At 72.7% G+C, this 16327-nt stretch carries 13 protein-coding genes and 1 pseudogene; 9 read left to right on the top strand and 5 right to left on the bottom strand.

The genetic code is table 11. From position 1 onward, the window contains the following. Window positions 1-28 precede the first annotated feature (28 nt). The gene (rsmH, locus tag AMK10_RS12185) at window positions 29-994 is read right to left on the bottom strand and encodes a 16S rRNA (cytosine(1402)-N(4))-methyltransferase RsmH (protein WP_073747687.1); all 966 of its coding nucleotides are present in this window, start codon (window positions 992-994) and stop codon (window positions 29-31) included. 319 nt (window positions 995-1313) lie between these two features. Between rsmH and AMK10_RS12180 the strand changes: the two are divergent. From AMK10_RS12180 to AMK10_RS12165, 4 genes and pseudogenes are all read left to right on the top strand, one after another. Next, window positions 1314-1508, top strand: a pseudogene (locus AMK10_RS12180) (hypothetical protein); the annotation flags it as partial. 249 nt (window positions 1509-1757) lie between these two features. Then, complete coding sequence (locus AMK10_RS12175) at window positions 1758-2804, top strand: AAA family ATPase (protein ID WP_073747686.1); 1047 nt, start codon at window positions 1758-1760, stop codon at window positions 2802-2804. Next, window positions 2804-4186: a DUF58 domain-containing protein gene (locus AMK10_RS12170; RefSeq protein ID WP_073747685.1), complete on the top strand. Its 1383-nt coding sequence runs from the start codon at window positions 2804-2806 to the stop codon at window positions 4184-4186. The genes AMK10_RS12175 and AMK10_RS12170 overlap by 1 nt, the downstream gene beginning before the upstream one ends. Further along, window positions 4183-6606 (top strand): transglutaminase family protein, encoded by a 2424-nt coding sequence (locus tag AMK10_RS12165; RefSeq protein ID WP_073747684.1) that lies wholly within the window; start codon window positions 4183-4185, stop codon window positions 6604-6606. The genes AMK10_RS12170 and AMK10_RS12165 overlap by 4 nt, the downstream gene beginning before the upstream one ends. Window positions 6607-7009: 403 nt before the next feature. Here the strand turns inward: AMK10_RS12165 and AMK10_RS12160 are convergent, their stop codons facing one another. The 3 genes from AMK10_RS12160 to AMK10_RS12150 form a co-directional block, all read right to left on the bottom strand. Further along, the gene (locus AMK10_RS12160; RefSeq protein WP_033303312.1) at window positions 7010-7414 is read right to left on the bottom strand and encodes a DUF3040 domain-containing protein; all 405 of its coding nucleotides are present in this window, start codon (window positions 7412-7414) and stop codon (window positions 7010-7012) included. A gap of 301 nt (window positions 7415-7715) precedes the next feature. After that, window positions 7716-8474 carry a class I SAM-dependent methyltransferase gene (locus tag AMK10_RS12155; RefSeq protein WP_073747683.1) on the bottom strand — a complete coding sequence of 253 codons (759 nt, stop codon included), beginning with the start codon at window positions 8472-8474 and terminating at the stop codon, window positions 7716-7718. 102 nt (window positions 8475-8576) lie between these two features. Further along, window positions 8577-9116 (bottom strand): SAV_6107 family HEPN domain-containing protein, encoded by a 540-nt coding sequence (locus tag AMK10_RS12150; protein ID WP_073747682.1) that lies wholly within the window; start codon window positions 9114-9116, stop codon window positions 8577-8579. A gap of 168 nt (window positions 9117-9284) precedes the next feature. On the opposite strand from AMK10_RS12150, the gene AMK10_RS12145 reads away from it, so the two are divergent. From AMK10_RS12145 to AMK10_RS12125, 5 genes are all read left to right on the top strand, one after another. Beyond that, window positions 9285-10115, top strand: a complete 831-nt coding sequence (locus tag AMK10_RS12145) for an ATP-binding cassette domain-containing protein (RefSeq protein ID WP_073747681.1) — start codon at window positions 9285-9287, stop codon at window positions 10113-10115. Beyond that, window positions 10087-12174, top strand: a complete 2088-nt coding sequence (locus AMK10_RS12140) for a YhgE/Pip family protein (RefSeq protein ID WP_073747680.1) — start codon at window positions 10087-10089, stop codon at window positions 12172-12174. Before AMK10_RS12145 ends, AMK10_RS12140 begins: the two co-directional genes overlap by 29 nt. Window positions 12175-12203: 29 nt before the next feature. Continuing rightward, window positions 12204-12815: a TetR/AcrR family transcriptional regulator gene (locus AMK10_RS12135; protein ID WP_073747679.1), complete on the top strand. Its 612-nt coding sequence runs from the start codon at window positions 12204-12206 to the stop codon at window positions 12813-12815. Window positions 12816-13166: 351 nt separating this feature from the next. After that, the gene (locus AMK10_RS12130) at window positions 13167-13784 is read left to right on the top strand and encodes a DUF4126 domain-containing protein (RefSeq protein WP_073747678.1); all 618 of its coding nucleotides are present in this window, start codon (window positions 13167-13169) and stop codon (window positions 13782-13784) included. A 31-nt stretch (window positions 13785-13815) separates the two neighbouring features. After that, on the top strand, window positions 13816-15312 hold the full coding sequence (locus AMK10_RS12125; RefSeq protein ID WP_073748044.1) for a phytoene desaturase family protein: 1497 nt from the start codon (window positions 13816-13818) through the stop codon (window positions 15310-15312). Window positions 15313-15373: 61 nt separating this feature from the next. On the opposite strand, the gene AMK10_RS12120 is transcribed toward AMK10_RS12125, so the two are convergent. Continuing rightward, window positions 15374-16309, bottom strand: coding sequence for a hypothetical protein (locus tag AMK10_RS12120; protein WP_073747677.1), 936 nt, complete (start codon window positions 16307-16309; stop codon window positions 15374-15376). Window positions 16310-16327: the final 18 nt, after the last annotated feature.

The following is a 16327-nucleotide window of genomic DNA, read 5'->3' as shown; positions in this document are numbered from 1 at the left end:
GGCGTCCGGCCGGACCGGCGGGGCGTGCTCATCGCTCCTCCTCGCGGATCCGCTGGGCGCCGCGCAGCCGGGCGGGCGCGGCGCGCCGGTTCTCGGCGACCTCTTCCTCGGTGGGCAGTTCGGCACCACGGGTCAGCAGCTTCAGCCGGGGCTGGTAGCGCTCGGGGACGACGGGCAGTCCCGGCGGGGCGGTGTTGGCCGCACCGGCCGCGAAGACCTGCTTGACGAGCCGGTCCTCCAGCGAGTGGTAGGAGAGGACGGCGATACGGCCGCCGACCGCGAGGCTCTGCACGGCGGCCGGAATGGCCCGCTCCAGGACGGTGAGTTCGCCGTTGACCTCGATGCGCAGGGCCTGGAAGGTGCGCTTGGCCGGATTGCCACCGGTGCGCTTGGCGGCCTGCGGCAGGGAGTCGCGGATCAGCTCGACGAGGCGGGCGCTGTTGGTGAAGGGCTCCTTCTCCCGTTCGCGCACGACGGCCGAGACGATGCGCTTGGCCTGCTTCTCCTCGCCGTACGCGCGCAGGATCCGCACGAGTTCGCCCGGCGGATAGGTGTTGAGGACCTCGGCCGCGCCGATGCCGGTCGTCTGGTCCATGCGCATGTCGAGCGGCGCGTCCTGGGCGTAGGCGAAGCCGCGGTCGGCCTCGTCCAGCTGCATGGAGGAGACGCCGAGGTCGAACAGGACGCCCTGGACCTTGGCGATACCCAGCCTTTCGAGGACCTCGGGCAGTTCGTCGTAGACGGCGTGCACCAGGGTGGCCCGGTCGCCGTAGGGGGCGAGGCGCTCCCCGGAGAGGCGCAGCGCCTCCTTGTCGCGGTCCAGGGCGACGAGCCTGGCCTCGGGGAAGGCGGCGAGCAGGGCCTCGCTGTGCCCGCCGAGCCCGAGGGTGCAGTCCACGACCACGGGGGGCTGCGGTCCCGTCGCCTCCAGAGCCGGGGCCAACAGGTCCAGGCATCGCTGGAGCATCACCGGGACATGTCGGGTCTGGCTCAAAGCGCCCTCTCAGGCTCTGTCCCGTGATGGCCGCACGTGCGGTCTGGTCCCCGCCCGCTCGGAAGGGGAGGTCTGCCGGCGCCGGGGAAGGAGGCGTCGGCCGACCGGCGAGCGGGAGAGGGCCGGGCCGCATGTACGCCGCACATCACGGGAGCTCGAAACGTGTAAAAATATGCAGAATGTGCAGGCGTGTCGGTAACTTCGCGTCACTTTAGTCCACCCTGCCATTCGATCCATTCCCGATCAACGAACGGCGCAGCGCGTCGGACGGTCGCGCCGTACCGGGATCCTCACCCGATCGGGCGCATGACCGTGAGGCTTGTGGGTTACCTCACAACAAGGCTCGTTGACGTTCTTCGTGCCCGGCGACCCGGGTACGGGCGCGGGGCCGGTTCTGCACGTCGCCGTGGTCGCGTGCGTGGACGCCCGTCTCGACCTCCGCTCCGCGCTCGGCCTGGAGCTCGGCGGCCGCCACACCGTCCGCGACGCCGGCGGTGTGGTCACCGACGACATCCGCGGCTCCGTCTTCGACGTGACCACCGGCAGGCTGCGGGAGACCCTCCCCGCCTCCTGACCACTCGACATACGGACTACATCCGGCATTTCACCCCTGGTTGTCCACAGGCGAGTGACACGAAGCGGTAACGGCAACAAGAATGCGGGGGTGACATCTCTCCGGGTCCTCCGGGGAGTGTCCGTATTTCGGAGCGGGCCGGGCGGCTTTGTGCGTCCGCCCGTGCACAACGGGGCCGAGGAGGGCCGGGTGACGACCTATGACGATCGAGCGAGCCTCACAGATCTGACCACCACAGCCGAGCGGGTACGCAGGTCGGTCGAGGGTGTGATCGAGGGCAAGCCTGAGGTCGTACGGCTCTCGCTGACCGTGCTGCTCGCCGAGGGGCACCTCCTCATCGAGGATGTGCCCGGCGTCGGCAAGACGATGCTGGCCAAGGCGCTGGCACGGTCCATCGACTGTTCGGTGCGACGCATCCAGTTCACGCCGGACCTGCTGCCCTCGGACATCACCGGGGTGTCGATCTTCGACCAGCAGCAGCGGGACTTCGAGTTCAAGCCCGGTGCGATCTTCGCCCAGATCGTGATCGGCGACGAGATCAACCGTGCGTCGCCCAAGACCCAGTCCGCGCTGCTGGAGTCGATGGAGGAGCGCCAGGTCACCATCGACGGCCAGACCTACGAGCTGCCCGACCCCTTCATGGTCGTCGCCACCCAGAACCCGGTGGAGATGGAGGGCACCTATCCGCTGCCCGAGGCCCAGCGCGACCGCTTCATGGCACGCGTGTCGATCGGCTACCCCAGCGCGGAGGCCGAGCTCCAGATGCTCGACGTGCACGGCGGGGCCTCGCCGCTGGACGACCTCCAGCCGGTGGCCCACGCCCACGACATCGTGAAGCTGATCGACGCGGTCCGTAACGTCCACGTGGCCGAGTCCGTCCGGCGGTACGCCGTGGATCTGGTGGGCGCAACCCGCCAGCACCCGGATCTCAGACTCGGGGCCTCGCCGCGTGCGACCCTGCATCTGCTCCGCGCGGCCAAGGCGTCGGCAGCCCTCGCCGGGCGCGACTACGCCCTGCCGGACGACGTCCAGGCACTCGCGGTCGCGGTGCTCGCGCACCGGCTGCTGCCCACGGCGCAGGCGCAGCTCAACAGGCGCACCTCCGAGCAGGTCGTGCTGGACATCCTGCAGCGCACGCCCGTGCCGACCTCGGGCGGTGCGGCCACCCCGGCACAGCCCCAGCACCGGCCCGGCAGCCCGGTGTACGGCCGGCAGCCCGGCGTCCGGCCGCTGTGATGACGGCCGGAGTCCCCGGCCCCGTGGACAACGGCGACGACAAGGGGGGCCTTCGGGCTGCTCTGAGCGGGCTGACGACGCGGGGCCGGTCCTTTCTGGCCGCCGGTGTCGCGGCTGCGGTCTGCGCCTATGTCCTCGGCCAGGGCGATCTGCTGCGGGTCGGCCTGCTGCTGGCGGTGCTGCCGCTGGTCTGCGTCATCGTGCTCTACCGCACCCGCTACCGCGTGGCGGGCAGCCGCCGGCTGTCCCCGTCCCGGGTGCCCGCGGGCGAGGAGGCGCGGGTCCATCTCCGTATGGACAACGTGTCCCGGATGCCCACGGGCCTGCTCATGCTCCAGGACCGCGTCCCGTACGTCCTCGGGCCCCGGCCCCGGTTCGTGCTGGACCGGGTGGAGGCGGGCGGCGTCCGGGAGGTGTCCTACCGGGTCCGGTCCGATCTGCGCGGGCGCTATCCGCTGGGGCCGCTGCAGCTGCGGCTGAGCGACCCGTTCGGGATGTGCGAGCTGACGCGCTCCTTCAGCGCCTACGACACCCTCGTCGTCATCCCCCGTACCGAGCCGCTTCCGGCGCTCCGGCTGGCCGGTGAGGCCTCCGGCTACGGCGACGGCAGACAGCGTTCGCTGGCTCTGGCGGGCGAGGACGACACGATCCCGCGCGGATACCGCCACGGTGACGACCTGCGGCGGGTGCACTGGCGTTCCACCGCGCGCTACGGCGAGCTGATGGTGCGCCGGGAGGAGCAGCCGCAGCGGGCCAGGTGCACGGTGCTCCTGGACACCCGGCGGATCGCCTACCAGGGCGCCGGGCCGGGATCCGCCTTCGAGTGGGCGGTCTCCGGGGCCGCGTCCGTGATGGTCCACATGCTGGAGCGGGGCTTCGCGGTGCGGCTGCTCATGGACGACGGGAGCACCGTGCCGGGCGAGAGCGGCGACGGTTTCTCCGGTTCCGCCCATGACTCCGCGGACTCGGCGGGACTGATGATGGACACCCTCGCGGTCGTCGACCACTCCGACGGGGGCGGCCTCTCCCGGGCGTACGACGTGCTGCGCGGGAACAACGAGGGGTTGCTCGTGGCGTTCTTCGGCGATCTCGACGAGGAACAGATCGCGGTGGCCGCCCGGATGCGTCAGCGCAGCCGCGGGGCCGTCGCGTTCGTGCTCGGCAGTGAGGACTGGGCGCGCGGCCGGGAGGCTGGGGCCTCCGCGTCCCTGTCCCCCGGGTCGTCCGCGCCTGCCGCCGACGGTCTGCGGCTGCTGCGCGAAGCGGGATGGACGGCGGTCAAGGCACCGCCCGGGACGGAGCTCGCCCGGCTGTGGCGGCAGGCGGGCGAAGAGCGCTCCGGCGTTGGTTCGACGACAGGGTTCTCCGGGGGATGGTCATGAGCGGGCGTACCCGACTCGCACTGTGCGCCTTCGTGGCCACGATGCTGGCGGCGGGGGCACTTCTGCCCCTCGTCGAGACGTCGAAGTGGGTGCTGCAGGCAGGGTTCCTGCTGGCGGTCCAGACCGGTGTGGGCGCGCTCGCCCGCCGGATGCGGCTCGCCCGTGTCCTGACGGTCTCCCTCCAGGTGCTCGCCACCCTTCTGACGCTGACCGTGGCGTTCGCCAGGGAGCACGCCCTGTTCGGTGTGCTGCCCGGCCCCCAGGCGGTCCAGCACCTCGCGGAGCTGCTGACCACCGGCGCCGACGACGTCAACCGATATGCCATTCCGGCACCGGCGACCGAGGGCATCCGGCTGATGCTGATCGGCGGGGTACTGCTCATCGGGCTCGCCGTGGACGTCCTCGCGGTGACCTTCCGTACCGCCGCTCCGGCGGGTCTGCCGCTGCTCGCGCTCTACTCGGTCGCGGCCGGACTCTCCGACGGCGGTGCGGGGTGGCTGTGGTTCCTGCTCGCCGCGTGCGGCTACCTGCTGCTCCTGCTGGCCGAGGGCCGGGACCGGCTGTCCCAGTGGGGCCGGGTGTTCGGTGGCGTGTCCCGCACCTCGGGCGGTCTGTCGGCAGGCCTGGACGGGTCGTCCGGGCGCGCCATGGCCCCGGTCCGTACGGGACGGCGCATCGGCGCGGTGGCACTGGGCATCGCCCTGGTCGTGCCCGCGGCCCTGCCCGCCCTGGACGGCGGGCTCCTGTCCGGTACGGGCGGCGGGTCGGGCAGGGGCGGCGGCGGGGGCACGATCTCCGCGGTGAACCCGCTGGTCTCGCTGCAGAACAATCTGAACCAGCCGGAGAACCGGGAGGTGATGACGTATCGCACCAGCTCCGGGAGCCCGCAGGACTTCTATCTGCGCATCCTGGCGCTCGACCAGTTCAGCGGGGGCGAATGGCGTCCGTCGACCCGCCGGCTGAGTGATGTGCCGGACCGGCTGCCGCAGCCGGCCGGGCTGGGCGGGGACGTGGCCGTCACCGAGGTCCGGACGAACATCTCGGCCGCGCGCTCGTACCAGCAGACGTATCTGCCGCTCCCCTATCCGGCGAGCCAGGTGAACATCCAGGGCCGCTGGCGGTACGAGCCGGAGGGCCGCACCCTCGTCGGCGACGACGGCCAGACGACGGGCGGCGCCCGCTACCAGGTCAGCAGCCTGGAGGTGACGCCCACGGCCTCGCAGCTGGGCGGGGCGATGCAACCGCGCGGGGATCTGTCCCGCGAGTACACCCGTCTTCCCTCGTCCCTGCCGGATGTCGTCGAGGAGACGGCCGAGCGGGTGACCAGGGGCGCCGCGAACGACTACGAGCGAGCGGTGAAGCTCCAGAACTGGTTCGCGTCTGAGGGCGGTTTCCGTTACGACACGACGGTGACCTCGGGGACCGGTACCTCGGCGATCGAGCGCTTCCTGAAGGACAAGGAAGGCTTCTGCGTCCACTTCTCCTCCACGATGGCGGCGATGGCCAGAACGCTGGGGATACCGGCCAGGGTCGCGGTGGGCTTCACCCCGGGCACGGCCCAGGCGGACGGTTCGGTGTCGGTGGGGCTGCGGGACGCGCATGCCTGGCCCGAGCTGTACTTCGAGGGAGTGGGATGGACCCGCTTCGAGCCGACCCCGTCCCGGGGAAGCACCCCCTCGTACACGCTGCCGGACGTGCCCTCGCAGGACTCGACCGATCCCGCGCTGCCGACGGACGGCGCCTCCGCCGAGCCCACCGCGGCCCCGTCCGCGTCGGAGACCTGCCCCGCGCAGGAGCGTCAGCAGGGCCAGTGCGGTGCGTCCGCGGCTCCGGGCGCGGTGGATACCGCCGATCCGGGGACACCGCTGGGAGCGTGGGCGCTGTGGGCGCTGGGTGCGCTGGTGGTGCTGGCACTGCCGTTGCTGCCGATGCTCTGGCGGCAGCGGGCCCGTGCCCGGCGGCTCGGTTCCTCCCAGGGACGCACACCGGCGGATGCCACCGCACGGGTGATGGCCGCCTGGCGGGAGCTGACCGATACGGCTTGGGACCACGGCATTGCTCCGGACGAGTCACAGACCCCCCGCAAGGCCGCGGCCCGTGTCGTTCGGCTGGGCGGCCTCGACGGCTCGGCCGCGGCTGCGGCCCACCGGGTGGCGGGCGCGGTGGAGCAGGTGCTGTACGCACCGGAGCCCCGCGCGGCCACGGCGCCCGCCGAGGATGTGCGGGCGGTTCAGGCGGGGCTGTGGGCCTCGGCCGGCCGCTGGGGAAGGGTGCGTGCCACTCTCGCGCCACGTTCGGCCGTTCGAGTGATCTGGGCGGTCTCGGAGCGCCGGGCGGAGCTCGGCCGCGCCTGGTCGGACCGCCTGGGCCGCGACCGCTGGCCGGCCCGCCTGCGCCGCCCGTCACGCCAGCAGGGCTGATCTCTCAGCCTCTCTGCCCGCTCCGGCCGGAGCGGGCAGAGAGAGCGGGTGCCGGGCCGGGCAGAGGCTGGCGCGGGGACTCGGCCGGGCCTGGGTTCGGAACCAGGGCTGGGCCATTCGTGCCCGGACGGGCTCAACGCGGACCAGGGCCGGCCGGGACGGGCTGCGGCCAGGCCGTCGCACGGACCTGGACCTGAACCTGGCCCTGGACCTGCACCGGTATCGACCGGGAGCGGTATCCGGCCCGGGAACGCCCGCCCGCCGGGAACGGTGCCCGGGAACACGTGAGGGGCGGTCGCTGCGATGCGACCGCCCCTCACATGTGAGGTCCAGCGTCACGTGCTCGGTGTGCGCGGACCACGTCCAGGACCGGTGACTGCCCACCGGCCATGGAGCGGAAAGCTCACTGGCCCTGTTCGTCGCGGCGGCGCTGCCACCGCTGTTCGATCCGGTTCATCATCGACCGGCGCTGCCTGGGATGTCGGCGTTCGCCTCCGCCCCCGCTCGCACTCCCGGCCGGCTGCTGCTCACCGGGCTTGGGCGCCTTGCGCCACCCGGTGACCGCCAGCACGGCACAGCCCAGCATGACGAGGAATCCCGCCACGCTGACCCATGTCTGCTGGAAAACCATTCCGGCCATGAGGAGCGCGATACCCACCAGAAAACCGGCCACCGCCTGGTAGACCCGTCGCCGGGTGTACCTGCGCAGCCCGCTTCCCTCAAGCGCTGTAGCGAACTTGGGATCTTCGGCGTACAGCGCTCGCTCCATCTGCTCGAGCATTCGCTGCTCGTGCTCCGAGAGCGGCACGGAGTCCTCCTCGTCGTCGGCCGCGGGGGCGACCGGTATGCGGCCCTTCCAGGATAGGCAGGGATTCGCCCCCGTGAAACCCGCCCTCTAGCCATAGCCAGTCCGGACCGCCATGTCGGCTCGGCTGCTGAGGCGTAGATTCCCCGACCTCCGATCCGTCATGCCGGATGGTGTCACCCGATCATACGGGGCTCGCGGCCCGATCGGGTGTTCTGGGCAGTACTCCGTCTGCAGCTGCGTTGCTGATCAGCCGTGCTCCGGTCACTCCGCGTCCATGCTCGTGCGGGCTCCGCGTCACGGCTCAGGCGCGCTTCTCCCCCAGAACGTGCAGCTGGGTCGCCACGGAGTGGAAGGCCGGCAGTTCGGCGACGGCCGCCTCCAGCCTGAGGAGCTCATCCATCGCGCCCGGCTCGGTGTCCACGAGAACGCCGGGCACGAGGTCGGCGAAGACCCGCACACCGTGTACCGCGCCGACCTCGACACCCGCGTCGGTGACGAGTGCCGACAGCTGGCCGGCGGTGAACCTGCGGGGCACGGGGTCGCCGGCGCCCCAGCGGCCGTCGGGGTCCGTCAGCGCCTGCCGGGCCTCGGTGAAGTGGCCCGCGAGCGCCCTGGCCAGGACGGCACCGCCGAGTCCCGCACCGAGCAGGCTGAGCGCACCGGAGGGGCGGAGGGCGTCGACCGCGTTCCGCACGCCTTCGGCGGGGTCGTCCACGTACTCCAGGACGCCGTGGCACAGCACCGCGTCGTAGCCGTTGCGCTCCACCACGTCGAACAGGCCGAGGATGTCCCCCTGGACACCGCGGACCCGATCGGCGACCCCGGCCTCGTCGGCACGGCGCTCCAGCGCGAACAGGGCGTTGGGGCTGGGGTCGACGACGGTGACCCGGTGGCCGAGGCGGGCGACGGGCACCGCGAAGTTGCCGGTGCCCCCGCCGGTGTCCAGCACGTCCAGGGCTTCCCTGCCGGTCGCCTTGACCCGGCGCTCGAGGGCGTCCTTGAGAACCTCCCAGACCACAGCGGTACGGAGGGAGGCGCGGGGGCGCAGCTGGTCCGACACGGCGATTGACTCCTCGGCGCGGTACCGCCACGGACGGCGGGGCGTGAACGGTGCAGGTGGTACGGGTCCTCTCCACCCTATTGCCTCGCACCGCCCTCCTGGTCACTCCCCGTCGCGCCGCCTGTCCTGCCCGTCCCGCCGGGGCTGCGGAAGGACGGGCTGGAGGACCAGCAACCGCTCGACCAGGCGCAGGAACATGGCCGCGTCGCGCAGCAGGTCGTCCGCGTCCCGGCTGCTGGCGGCGCCGGGTATGCCCGCCTCCGCACGCGCCCTTCGCCGGGCCCCGGAGGCGAACAGGGCGCTCCATTCGGTGAGTTCGGGAGCGATGTCGGGCAACACCTCCCAGGCGCTGCGAATCCGCTCCCTGCGGCGTTTGTTCGTCTCGGGCCGGCCGCGGGCGGCGAGGACGGCCGCCGCGGTGCGCAGCGCGGCGAGATGCGCGGTGGCGTACCGCTCGTTGGGCACGTCGAGCACGGCGGCCTCGTCCAGCCCCGCGTGGGCCTGGGCGAGCAGATCGAGGGCGGCGGGCGGCGCCGTGGCGCGGCGGAGCACGGGGTGGACGTCGGTTGCCGGACCGGTCAGTGAGGGGGCAGGGCTGCCTGCGCGGCGCCGCGGGGCGGCGGCTGCGGACGAGCGGGCCATGACGAACCTCCTGTCGTCGTGTGACGGCTCCGTGGCCGTCTGTATCCATCGTGACGGCCCCCACTGACAATTCCCCGAAATCCCCCTCTGACCTTGCATTTTGCTTCGAGCGCGAGTTCGGGTTAGTTTTTTGCACTGACTGGTCAGTGCAAAAACGGGGGTGGGGTCGTGGACAGCCCGCACGGGGCGGCGCTGAGCGCCGAGGACTTCGGACTGAAGGGGTCGCGGGGCTGGGCCTTCCGGGACGTGGGGTTCACCGCGGGGCCCGGATCGCTCGTCGCGGTCGAGGGGCCGTCGGGCTCCGGCCGCACCTGTCTGCTGCTCGCGCTCACCGGCAGGATGCGCGCCACCCGGGGTCACGCCGAGGTCGGTGGTGAGCGCCTCCCCGGCCGGCTCGCCGCCGTACGCCGGTTCAGCGCGCTGGGTCCCGTCCCCGGGGTCAGCGAGCTGGACCCCTCGTTCACCGTCGCCGAGCATCTGCGGGAACGCGCCCTGCTGCAGCGCCGTTTCGACTCCTCGCCGCGCACCCTGCTGCGCTCCCGCGCCCGACGCACCGCCACGGCCCGGTCGTTGATCGACACCTCCCTGGAGGCCGCCGGACTGGACCCGACGGCCCTGCCCAAGGCCGAGCGGACCTCCGTGCGCGACCTGGAGCGCCTCGAGGCTCTGCGCCTGTCCGTCGCCCTGGCCCTGATGGGCCGTCCGAGGCTCCTCGCGGTGGACGACATCGATCTCAAGCTCTCCGCGGCGGACCGTTCGCGGACCTGGGAGCTGCTGCGCACCCTCGCGGACGGCGGCACCACGGTGCTGGCCGTGTGCAGCGAGGCGCCCGAGGGGGCGCTGACCGTCCGCACCCGCCCGGCCGGCGGGGCCGGGACGCCCACCGGCGATACGGCCGGCGAGGCCACCACCGGGACCACCGGGACCACCGGGACCACCGACGAGACGACCACGGAGAAGGAGACGGCCGATGCGATCGCCGAAGCTGGCCGCGCTTGAGCTGCGGAGGTTCGGCAGGGGCCGGATGCCGCGTGCCGCGCTCGTGGCACTCCTCCTGCTGCCGCTGCTCTACGGAGCCCTCTACCTCTGGTCGTTCTGGGACCCGTACGGCCGGCTCGACCGCATCCCGGTCGCCCTGGTCAACGACGACAAGGGCACACGGACCGGGGGCGAACACCTCGCCGCCGGGGACGAGATCGCCGGCCGGCTCCTCGACTCCGAGGTCTTCGACTGGCACGAGGTCGGCTCCGCCGAGGCCGAGCGGGGCCTGGAGGACGGGACGTACTACCTCTCGCTGACCATGCCGGCGGACTTCAGCGAGCGGATCGCGTCCAGCGGCGGTGACGCCCCGGAGACCGGCGCCCTCCAGGTCCGTACGAACGACGCCAACAACTACATCGTCGGCCAGATCTCCAGGACGGTGTTCGCCGAGGTCCGCAGCGCCGCGTCCACGAAGGCCTCGCGCGGCTTCCTCGACCGGATCTTCATCAACTTCTCCGGCCTGCACGACGCGACGGCGAAGGCGGCCAAGGGGGCCGACGACCTCGAAAGCGGCATCAGGAAGGCGAAGGAAGGCTCCAAGGAGCTCGCGGCCGGCCTCAAGGACGCCAAGTCGGGAAGCGGCAGGCTCTCCACGGGCATCACCCGGCTCGACAAGGGCGCGGGCGACCTGGAGACGGGCTCCCGGCAGGTGGCAGGCGGGACCCAGCTGCTCGCCGACGGGGTGAACAAGGCCGCCGCCGACATACGCCCCTTCCTCAAGGACAACGGCAAGGCCATCGGGGACACGGCCCGGCTGGTCGCCGACTCGTCGAAGGCCGTACGGGACAACCTCGACCTGCTGGTGGAGACGGCACCCACCGCCTCGGCCGCCGCCCACACCGCCTCCGGCGAACTGGCCGACGTGTACCGCACGCGCTGCGAGGAACAGACCCTGCCCGATCCCGGGGTCTGTCCGCAGCTGAAGCGGGCCAGTACCGCGGCGGCGGACGTCGCCGATGTCGCCGACGACGTGAACGCCCTGGTCACGAACCAGAAGGGCGACCTCGCCGAGCTGCGCACCCGGCTGGCCACCCTGGAGAAGCAGGCGGACGCGCTCGCGAAGCGCTCGCCGCACCTCGACACGGACCTGGAGTCGGCCGTCGCGAGGATCAACAAGCTCAACACCGGGGCGCACAAGGTCGCCTCGGGCGCCGACGCGCTCCACACCGGACTGGGCACCGCCAGGGCGGGCGCGGGCGATCTGGACGCCGGGGTCAAGAAGCTCAAGACGGGCGCGGCCGGCCTGAAGAGCGGGCTCTACCGGCTCGGAGACGGCTCCGCGACGCTCGCCCAGGGCCTGAACGACGGCGTCGGCAAGATCCCCGACTACGACAAGGAGGACCGCGACGCCCGGACCGGTGTCATGGCGGACCCCGTACAGCTGGCCTCCTCCTCGCTGCACGCGGCGCCCAACTACGGCACCGGCTTCGCCCCCTACTTCATCCCGCTCTCGCTGTGGGTGGGCGCGATGGTGGCGTACATGCTGATCCAGCCGCTCAACCGGCGGGCGCTGTCGGCCGGGGCGCCGGCCTGGCGCATCGCCTTCGCGGGCTGGCTGCCGGTGGCCGCGATCGGGCTGCTCCAGGTGGCGGCCCTGATGTCCGTGCTGCACTGGCGGCTCGGACTGCAGATGACGCATGCCGCCGGGACGCTCGGCTTCCTGGCCCTGGTCACCTGCTGCTTCGCGGCGATCGTGCAGTGGCTGAACGCCCGCTTCGGCGCCGCGGGGCGGATCCTCGTCCTGGCGGTCCTGATGCTCCAGCTGACCTCGGCCGGAGGCACGTACCCCGTCCAGACCAGCCCGGGGTTCTTCGGGGCGATCCATCCCTGTCTGCCGATGACCTACGTCGTGGAGGGGCTGCGCCGGCTGATCACGGGCGGCGGGCTCGGCCCCGTCTGGCAGGGCTGCGCGGTGCTGCTGGCCTTCACCGCGGGCGCCCTGGCGCTGACCGCGCTGGCCGCCCGGCGCAAGCAGGTGTGGACCCTGGACCGGCTCCACCCGGAGCTGAGTCTGTGACGGCTCCGGGACCTGTGAGAATCGTGTGCATGGACAGCAGTAGCACCACACGCCGCCAGATCACCCGGCAGAAGCTCTACGAGGCGGCGGTCACCCTCATCGCGGAGAAGGGCTTCTCCGCGACCACGGTGGACGAGATCGCGGAGCGGGCCGGGGTCGCCAAGGGCACGGTCTACTACAACTTCAAGAGCAAGACCGAGCTCTTCGAGGAGCTGCTGCGGCACGGCGTCGGACTTCTCACGCAGTCGCTGCGCACCGCCGCCGACGGGACGGACGCGCGCGGCGGCACCCGCGTGGAGGCGCTGGACGCGATGATCAGGGCGGGCCTGGTCTTCATCGACCGCTACCCGGCCTTCACCCAGCTGTACGTCGCGGAGCTCTGGCGCACCAACCGCGCCTGGCAGTCGACCCTTCTCGTGCTGCGCCAGCAGGCGGTCGCCGTCGTCGAGGGCGTGCTCCGGGAGGGTGTCGCGGGCGGCGAGCTCAGCGAGGAGATCGACGTACAGCTGACGGCCGCCGCCCTGGTCGGGATGGTGCTCGTGGCGGCACTCGACTGGCAGGCGTTCCAGCCGGAGCGGACGCTCGACGACGTGCACTCCGCCCTGTCCCTGCTCCTGCACGGCCGCGTCAGCGGGCACTGAGGACCCAGGGCTCCCGGCACACGGAGAAGCGCCGGCCCGGTGGAATCCGATCCCCCCGAATTCCACCGGACCGGCGCCCGGTACCGCCGCGGAGCCCTCCCCCGTGACCTCGTTCCCCCGTGGTCCCGGAGCTCCGCGTCGTGTGCCCCCGTTGCTTCCGGGGTGCGGCTCCGTTCCGCCGCCCCGTGCCGGCGGTCCGGGCGCCGCGCCCCTTCCGTGGTCTCCACTCTTCCGTCTGCGCAGGTCAGGGCCTATCCGCATCCCTACTCATCTCGCGCACTAGGTAGAGATACTCAGGCCTGTGTGGCAGCGCCCACCCCGGCGCCTGTCCCACTGGCTACGATCGCGTCCGTGTCCGTACTCCCCTTGGTGTTCACCAGCGGCTGGGCGAGCGGGATCAACGCCTACGCGGTGGTCCTCCTCCTCGGCGTCTTCGGCGCGACCGGGCTCACCGACGAGGTGCCGGCGTCGCTCCAGCGCACGGACGTGCTCGTGGTCGCCGGGGTGCTCTTCCTCTGCGAGGCGGTCGCCGACAAGATCCCGTACGTCGACTCGGCCTGGGACACGGTCCACACGGTGATCCGTCCCGTGGCCGGGGCGGTGGTCGCCGCGCTGCTGGCCGGGGAGAGCGGGTCCCTGCCGGAGCTGGCGGCCGGAGCCGTCGGGGGTTCCACCGCGCTGATGAGCCATCTGGTGAAGGCCGGCACCAGGATGGCGGTCAACACCTCCCCCGAGCCGTTCAGCAACATCGGGGTCAGCCTCGCGGAGGACCTCGGCGTCGCCGGGATCATCACCTTCGCGGTCTTCAACCCGGTGGCCGCGGCCGTCATCGCCGCCGTCCTGCTGCTGCTCGGCCTGGTGATACTGCTCTTCCTGGCCTCCCGCATCCGCCGGTTCCTGCGCCGCAGGGCGCAGCGCCGCGAGGAGAGGAACCTGGCCGGAGCGGGTGGCCACCGGCCTCCCGGATGATCTGTCGGTGGCACCCCTTAAGGTCACTGACATGGCACGAATTGCGGTGATCGGCGCCGGGACGGGCGCGATGGCGGCGGCCGCCCGGCTCGCCGTGGCAGGCCACCGGGTGACGGTGTACGAGCGGTCCGGGACCCATGGCGGCTCGCTCGGCAGGTATGCCCGGGACGGCTTCGTCTTCGACACCGGCCCCGGACTGCTGCACCTGCCCGCGGTCTATCGCGACCTGTTCGTGAAGACGGGCAAGGAGCCGCTGGAGCAGTGCGTCACGCTGACCCAGGTGGATCCGGCGAGCCGTCATCTCTTCGCCGACGGCACCGCGGTGTCGCTGCCCAACGCCTCACGGGCGGGGGTGGTGGGCGCGCTGGACCAGGCCCTCGGGGCGGGGGCGGGTGCCCGCTGGGGGGAGTTCCTGGACCGTGCGGGGACCGCCTGGGACCGGTCGCGCAGACCGCTGCTGGAGGAGCCGCTGCGCGAGGACCGGGAGGTGCTGGCCCGCGACCCCTACCCCTCGGTGCGTGTGCGCAGGCTGCTGCGGTCCCCCCGGCAGGCGGGGACGGTGGCGGAGATCGGCGCCTGGGAGCTGGCCGACCCCCGGCTGGCCGCCCTCCTCGACGGATACGCCCTGTCCTACGGCCTCGACCCCCGCCGCGCCCCGGCCGCCGCGGCTCTCCTGCCGTACATGGAGGAGACCTTCGGCAGCTGGTACGTCGCCGGGGGCATGCGTGCGCTGGCCGACGCGGTGTACGAGCGGTGCCTGGCCCGCAAGGTGGAATTCGTCTTCGGCGCCGAGGTGGTCCGGGTGGCCGAGAAGGACGGCCGGGCCGCCGGGATCGAGCTGGCGGACGGCCGGAGCGTGGAGGCCGACCATGTGGTCGTTGGCGCGCAGCCCGCGCCCGGGCTCCTGCCGGTCCGGGAGGCGGCGCCCGCCGGGCGGGGTGAGGCACCGGTACCGGGCCGCTTCGTCGCCATGCTGTCGCTGAGCGGCGCCCGGGAGCCGGGCACCGTGCACCGGACGGTGGTGCATGCCGCAGACCCGGCCGCGGAGCAGGAGGCGGTGTTCGGCGGCCGGACGGCCGAGCGGCCCACGGTGACGGTGCTGCGGCCGGACGACCAGGCCACCCGCCCCGACGAGGAGCACGAGGCGGTGACCCTCGTGGTGACGGCCGCCCCTCAGGGGCCCGTCGACTGGACGGACCCGGTGCTGCGCGCGCGGTTCACGGACTCGGTGATCGACCGGGCGGCCCAGGCGGTTCCCGGCCTGCGCGAGCGGATACTCCACACGGAGGTGCGCACCCCCGCCGAGACCTCGGCCGACACCGGCGCGGAGGGCGGTTCGGTGCCGGCTCCGGCCCTGGCCGGGGCGGCGGGCGGGTATCTGCACGCGGGGAACCGCACCCCGCTGCCGGGCCTCTATCTGGCGGGCGGCTGGTCCCACCCCGGCGGCGGGCTGGCGCACGCCGGCATGTCGGGTGCCCTGGTCGCCGGTCTCGTCGTGGAGGGCGACGGCTTCCGCGGCTCCCGGTGAGCCGCGGCCGGCTCGTCGTTCCGCGCACGGCCGCCGCGGCCTCCACGCCGAGGCACGCGGGTCAGTAGCGGTACTGCTCGTTCTGCCCGGTGTCGTACCCGTTCCCGTACGGGGCGGGCTGGACGGGGGCTTCCGGCGGCAGCGGGGGGTACTGCTCGCTCTCGCGCTGCTGCGGCACCCACACTCCGCCGGGCGGGGTGTCGGAGGCGTACTGCCCGGCGTAGGGGTCGGCGGGCTGCTGTCCGCCGCCGTAGGAGTCGTAGCCGTTGCCGTAGCTGTCGTACGAGGCGTACTGCCCGGTGCTCGCGGCGCCTCCGGTGCCTCCGGTGCCGATGTACGGGTCGGAGTAGGCGGGATAGCCCGCCGGGTCCGTGCCGTAGTCGTACTGACCGGTGTAGGTGCCCTGGCCCTGATGGGTGTCCTGGGCCGGGTAACCGCCCTGGCCGTACGGGTCCTGGGCCTGCTGCCCGTAATCGGTGTACGGGTCGTAGGCGGCGTACTGCGGCTGCGGTTCGCCGTGCTGGTCGTGCCCCTGGCCCTGACGGTCGCCGCCGTTGCCCGTGGAGGAGTCGCTGTAGATGCCGTACTGCCCGGTGTCGTCCGGCATCGGCTGGGGTTCGTAGACCGCAGAGTGGGCGGTCTCCGCCTCGGGGGCGCCCTGGTACTCCAGGTCGGAGACCTCGAGGGTGGGCTTCTGCGCGCCCTGGGCGCCGCCCCCGCGGCGACGGCGGCTCTCACCGGGGTTGCCGCCTATGGCCCATCCCGTCGAGAAGCCCCGCCGGAAGGAGAGCGTCACATAGGTCTGCCCCGTCGCGAAGGCGATGGCCCCGACGGCGATCACCAGCACGGACGGGATGAGCACACCGAGGACCACACCGAGGAAGCCGGCGAAGGCGAGCAGACGCCAGCGCAGGCGCGCCTTGTACTGCAGCAGCACCTCGCCCAGCAGCCACAGCGCCACTATGCCGAATGCGATGTAGAGGACCGTCCAGCCCACGCCCGCCCCCTCCTGCGG

Source organism: Streptomyces sp. CB02058 (assembly GCF_001905505.1).
GTDB lineage: Bacteria > Actinomycetota > Actinomycetes > Streptomycetales > Streptomycetaceae > Streptomyces.
This window is presented reverse-complemented; position numbering and strand designations above follow the sequence as displayed.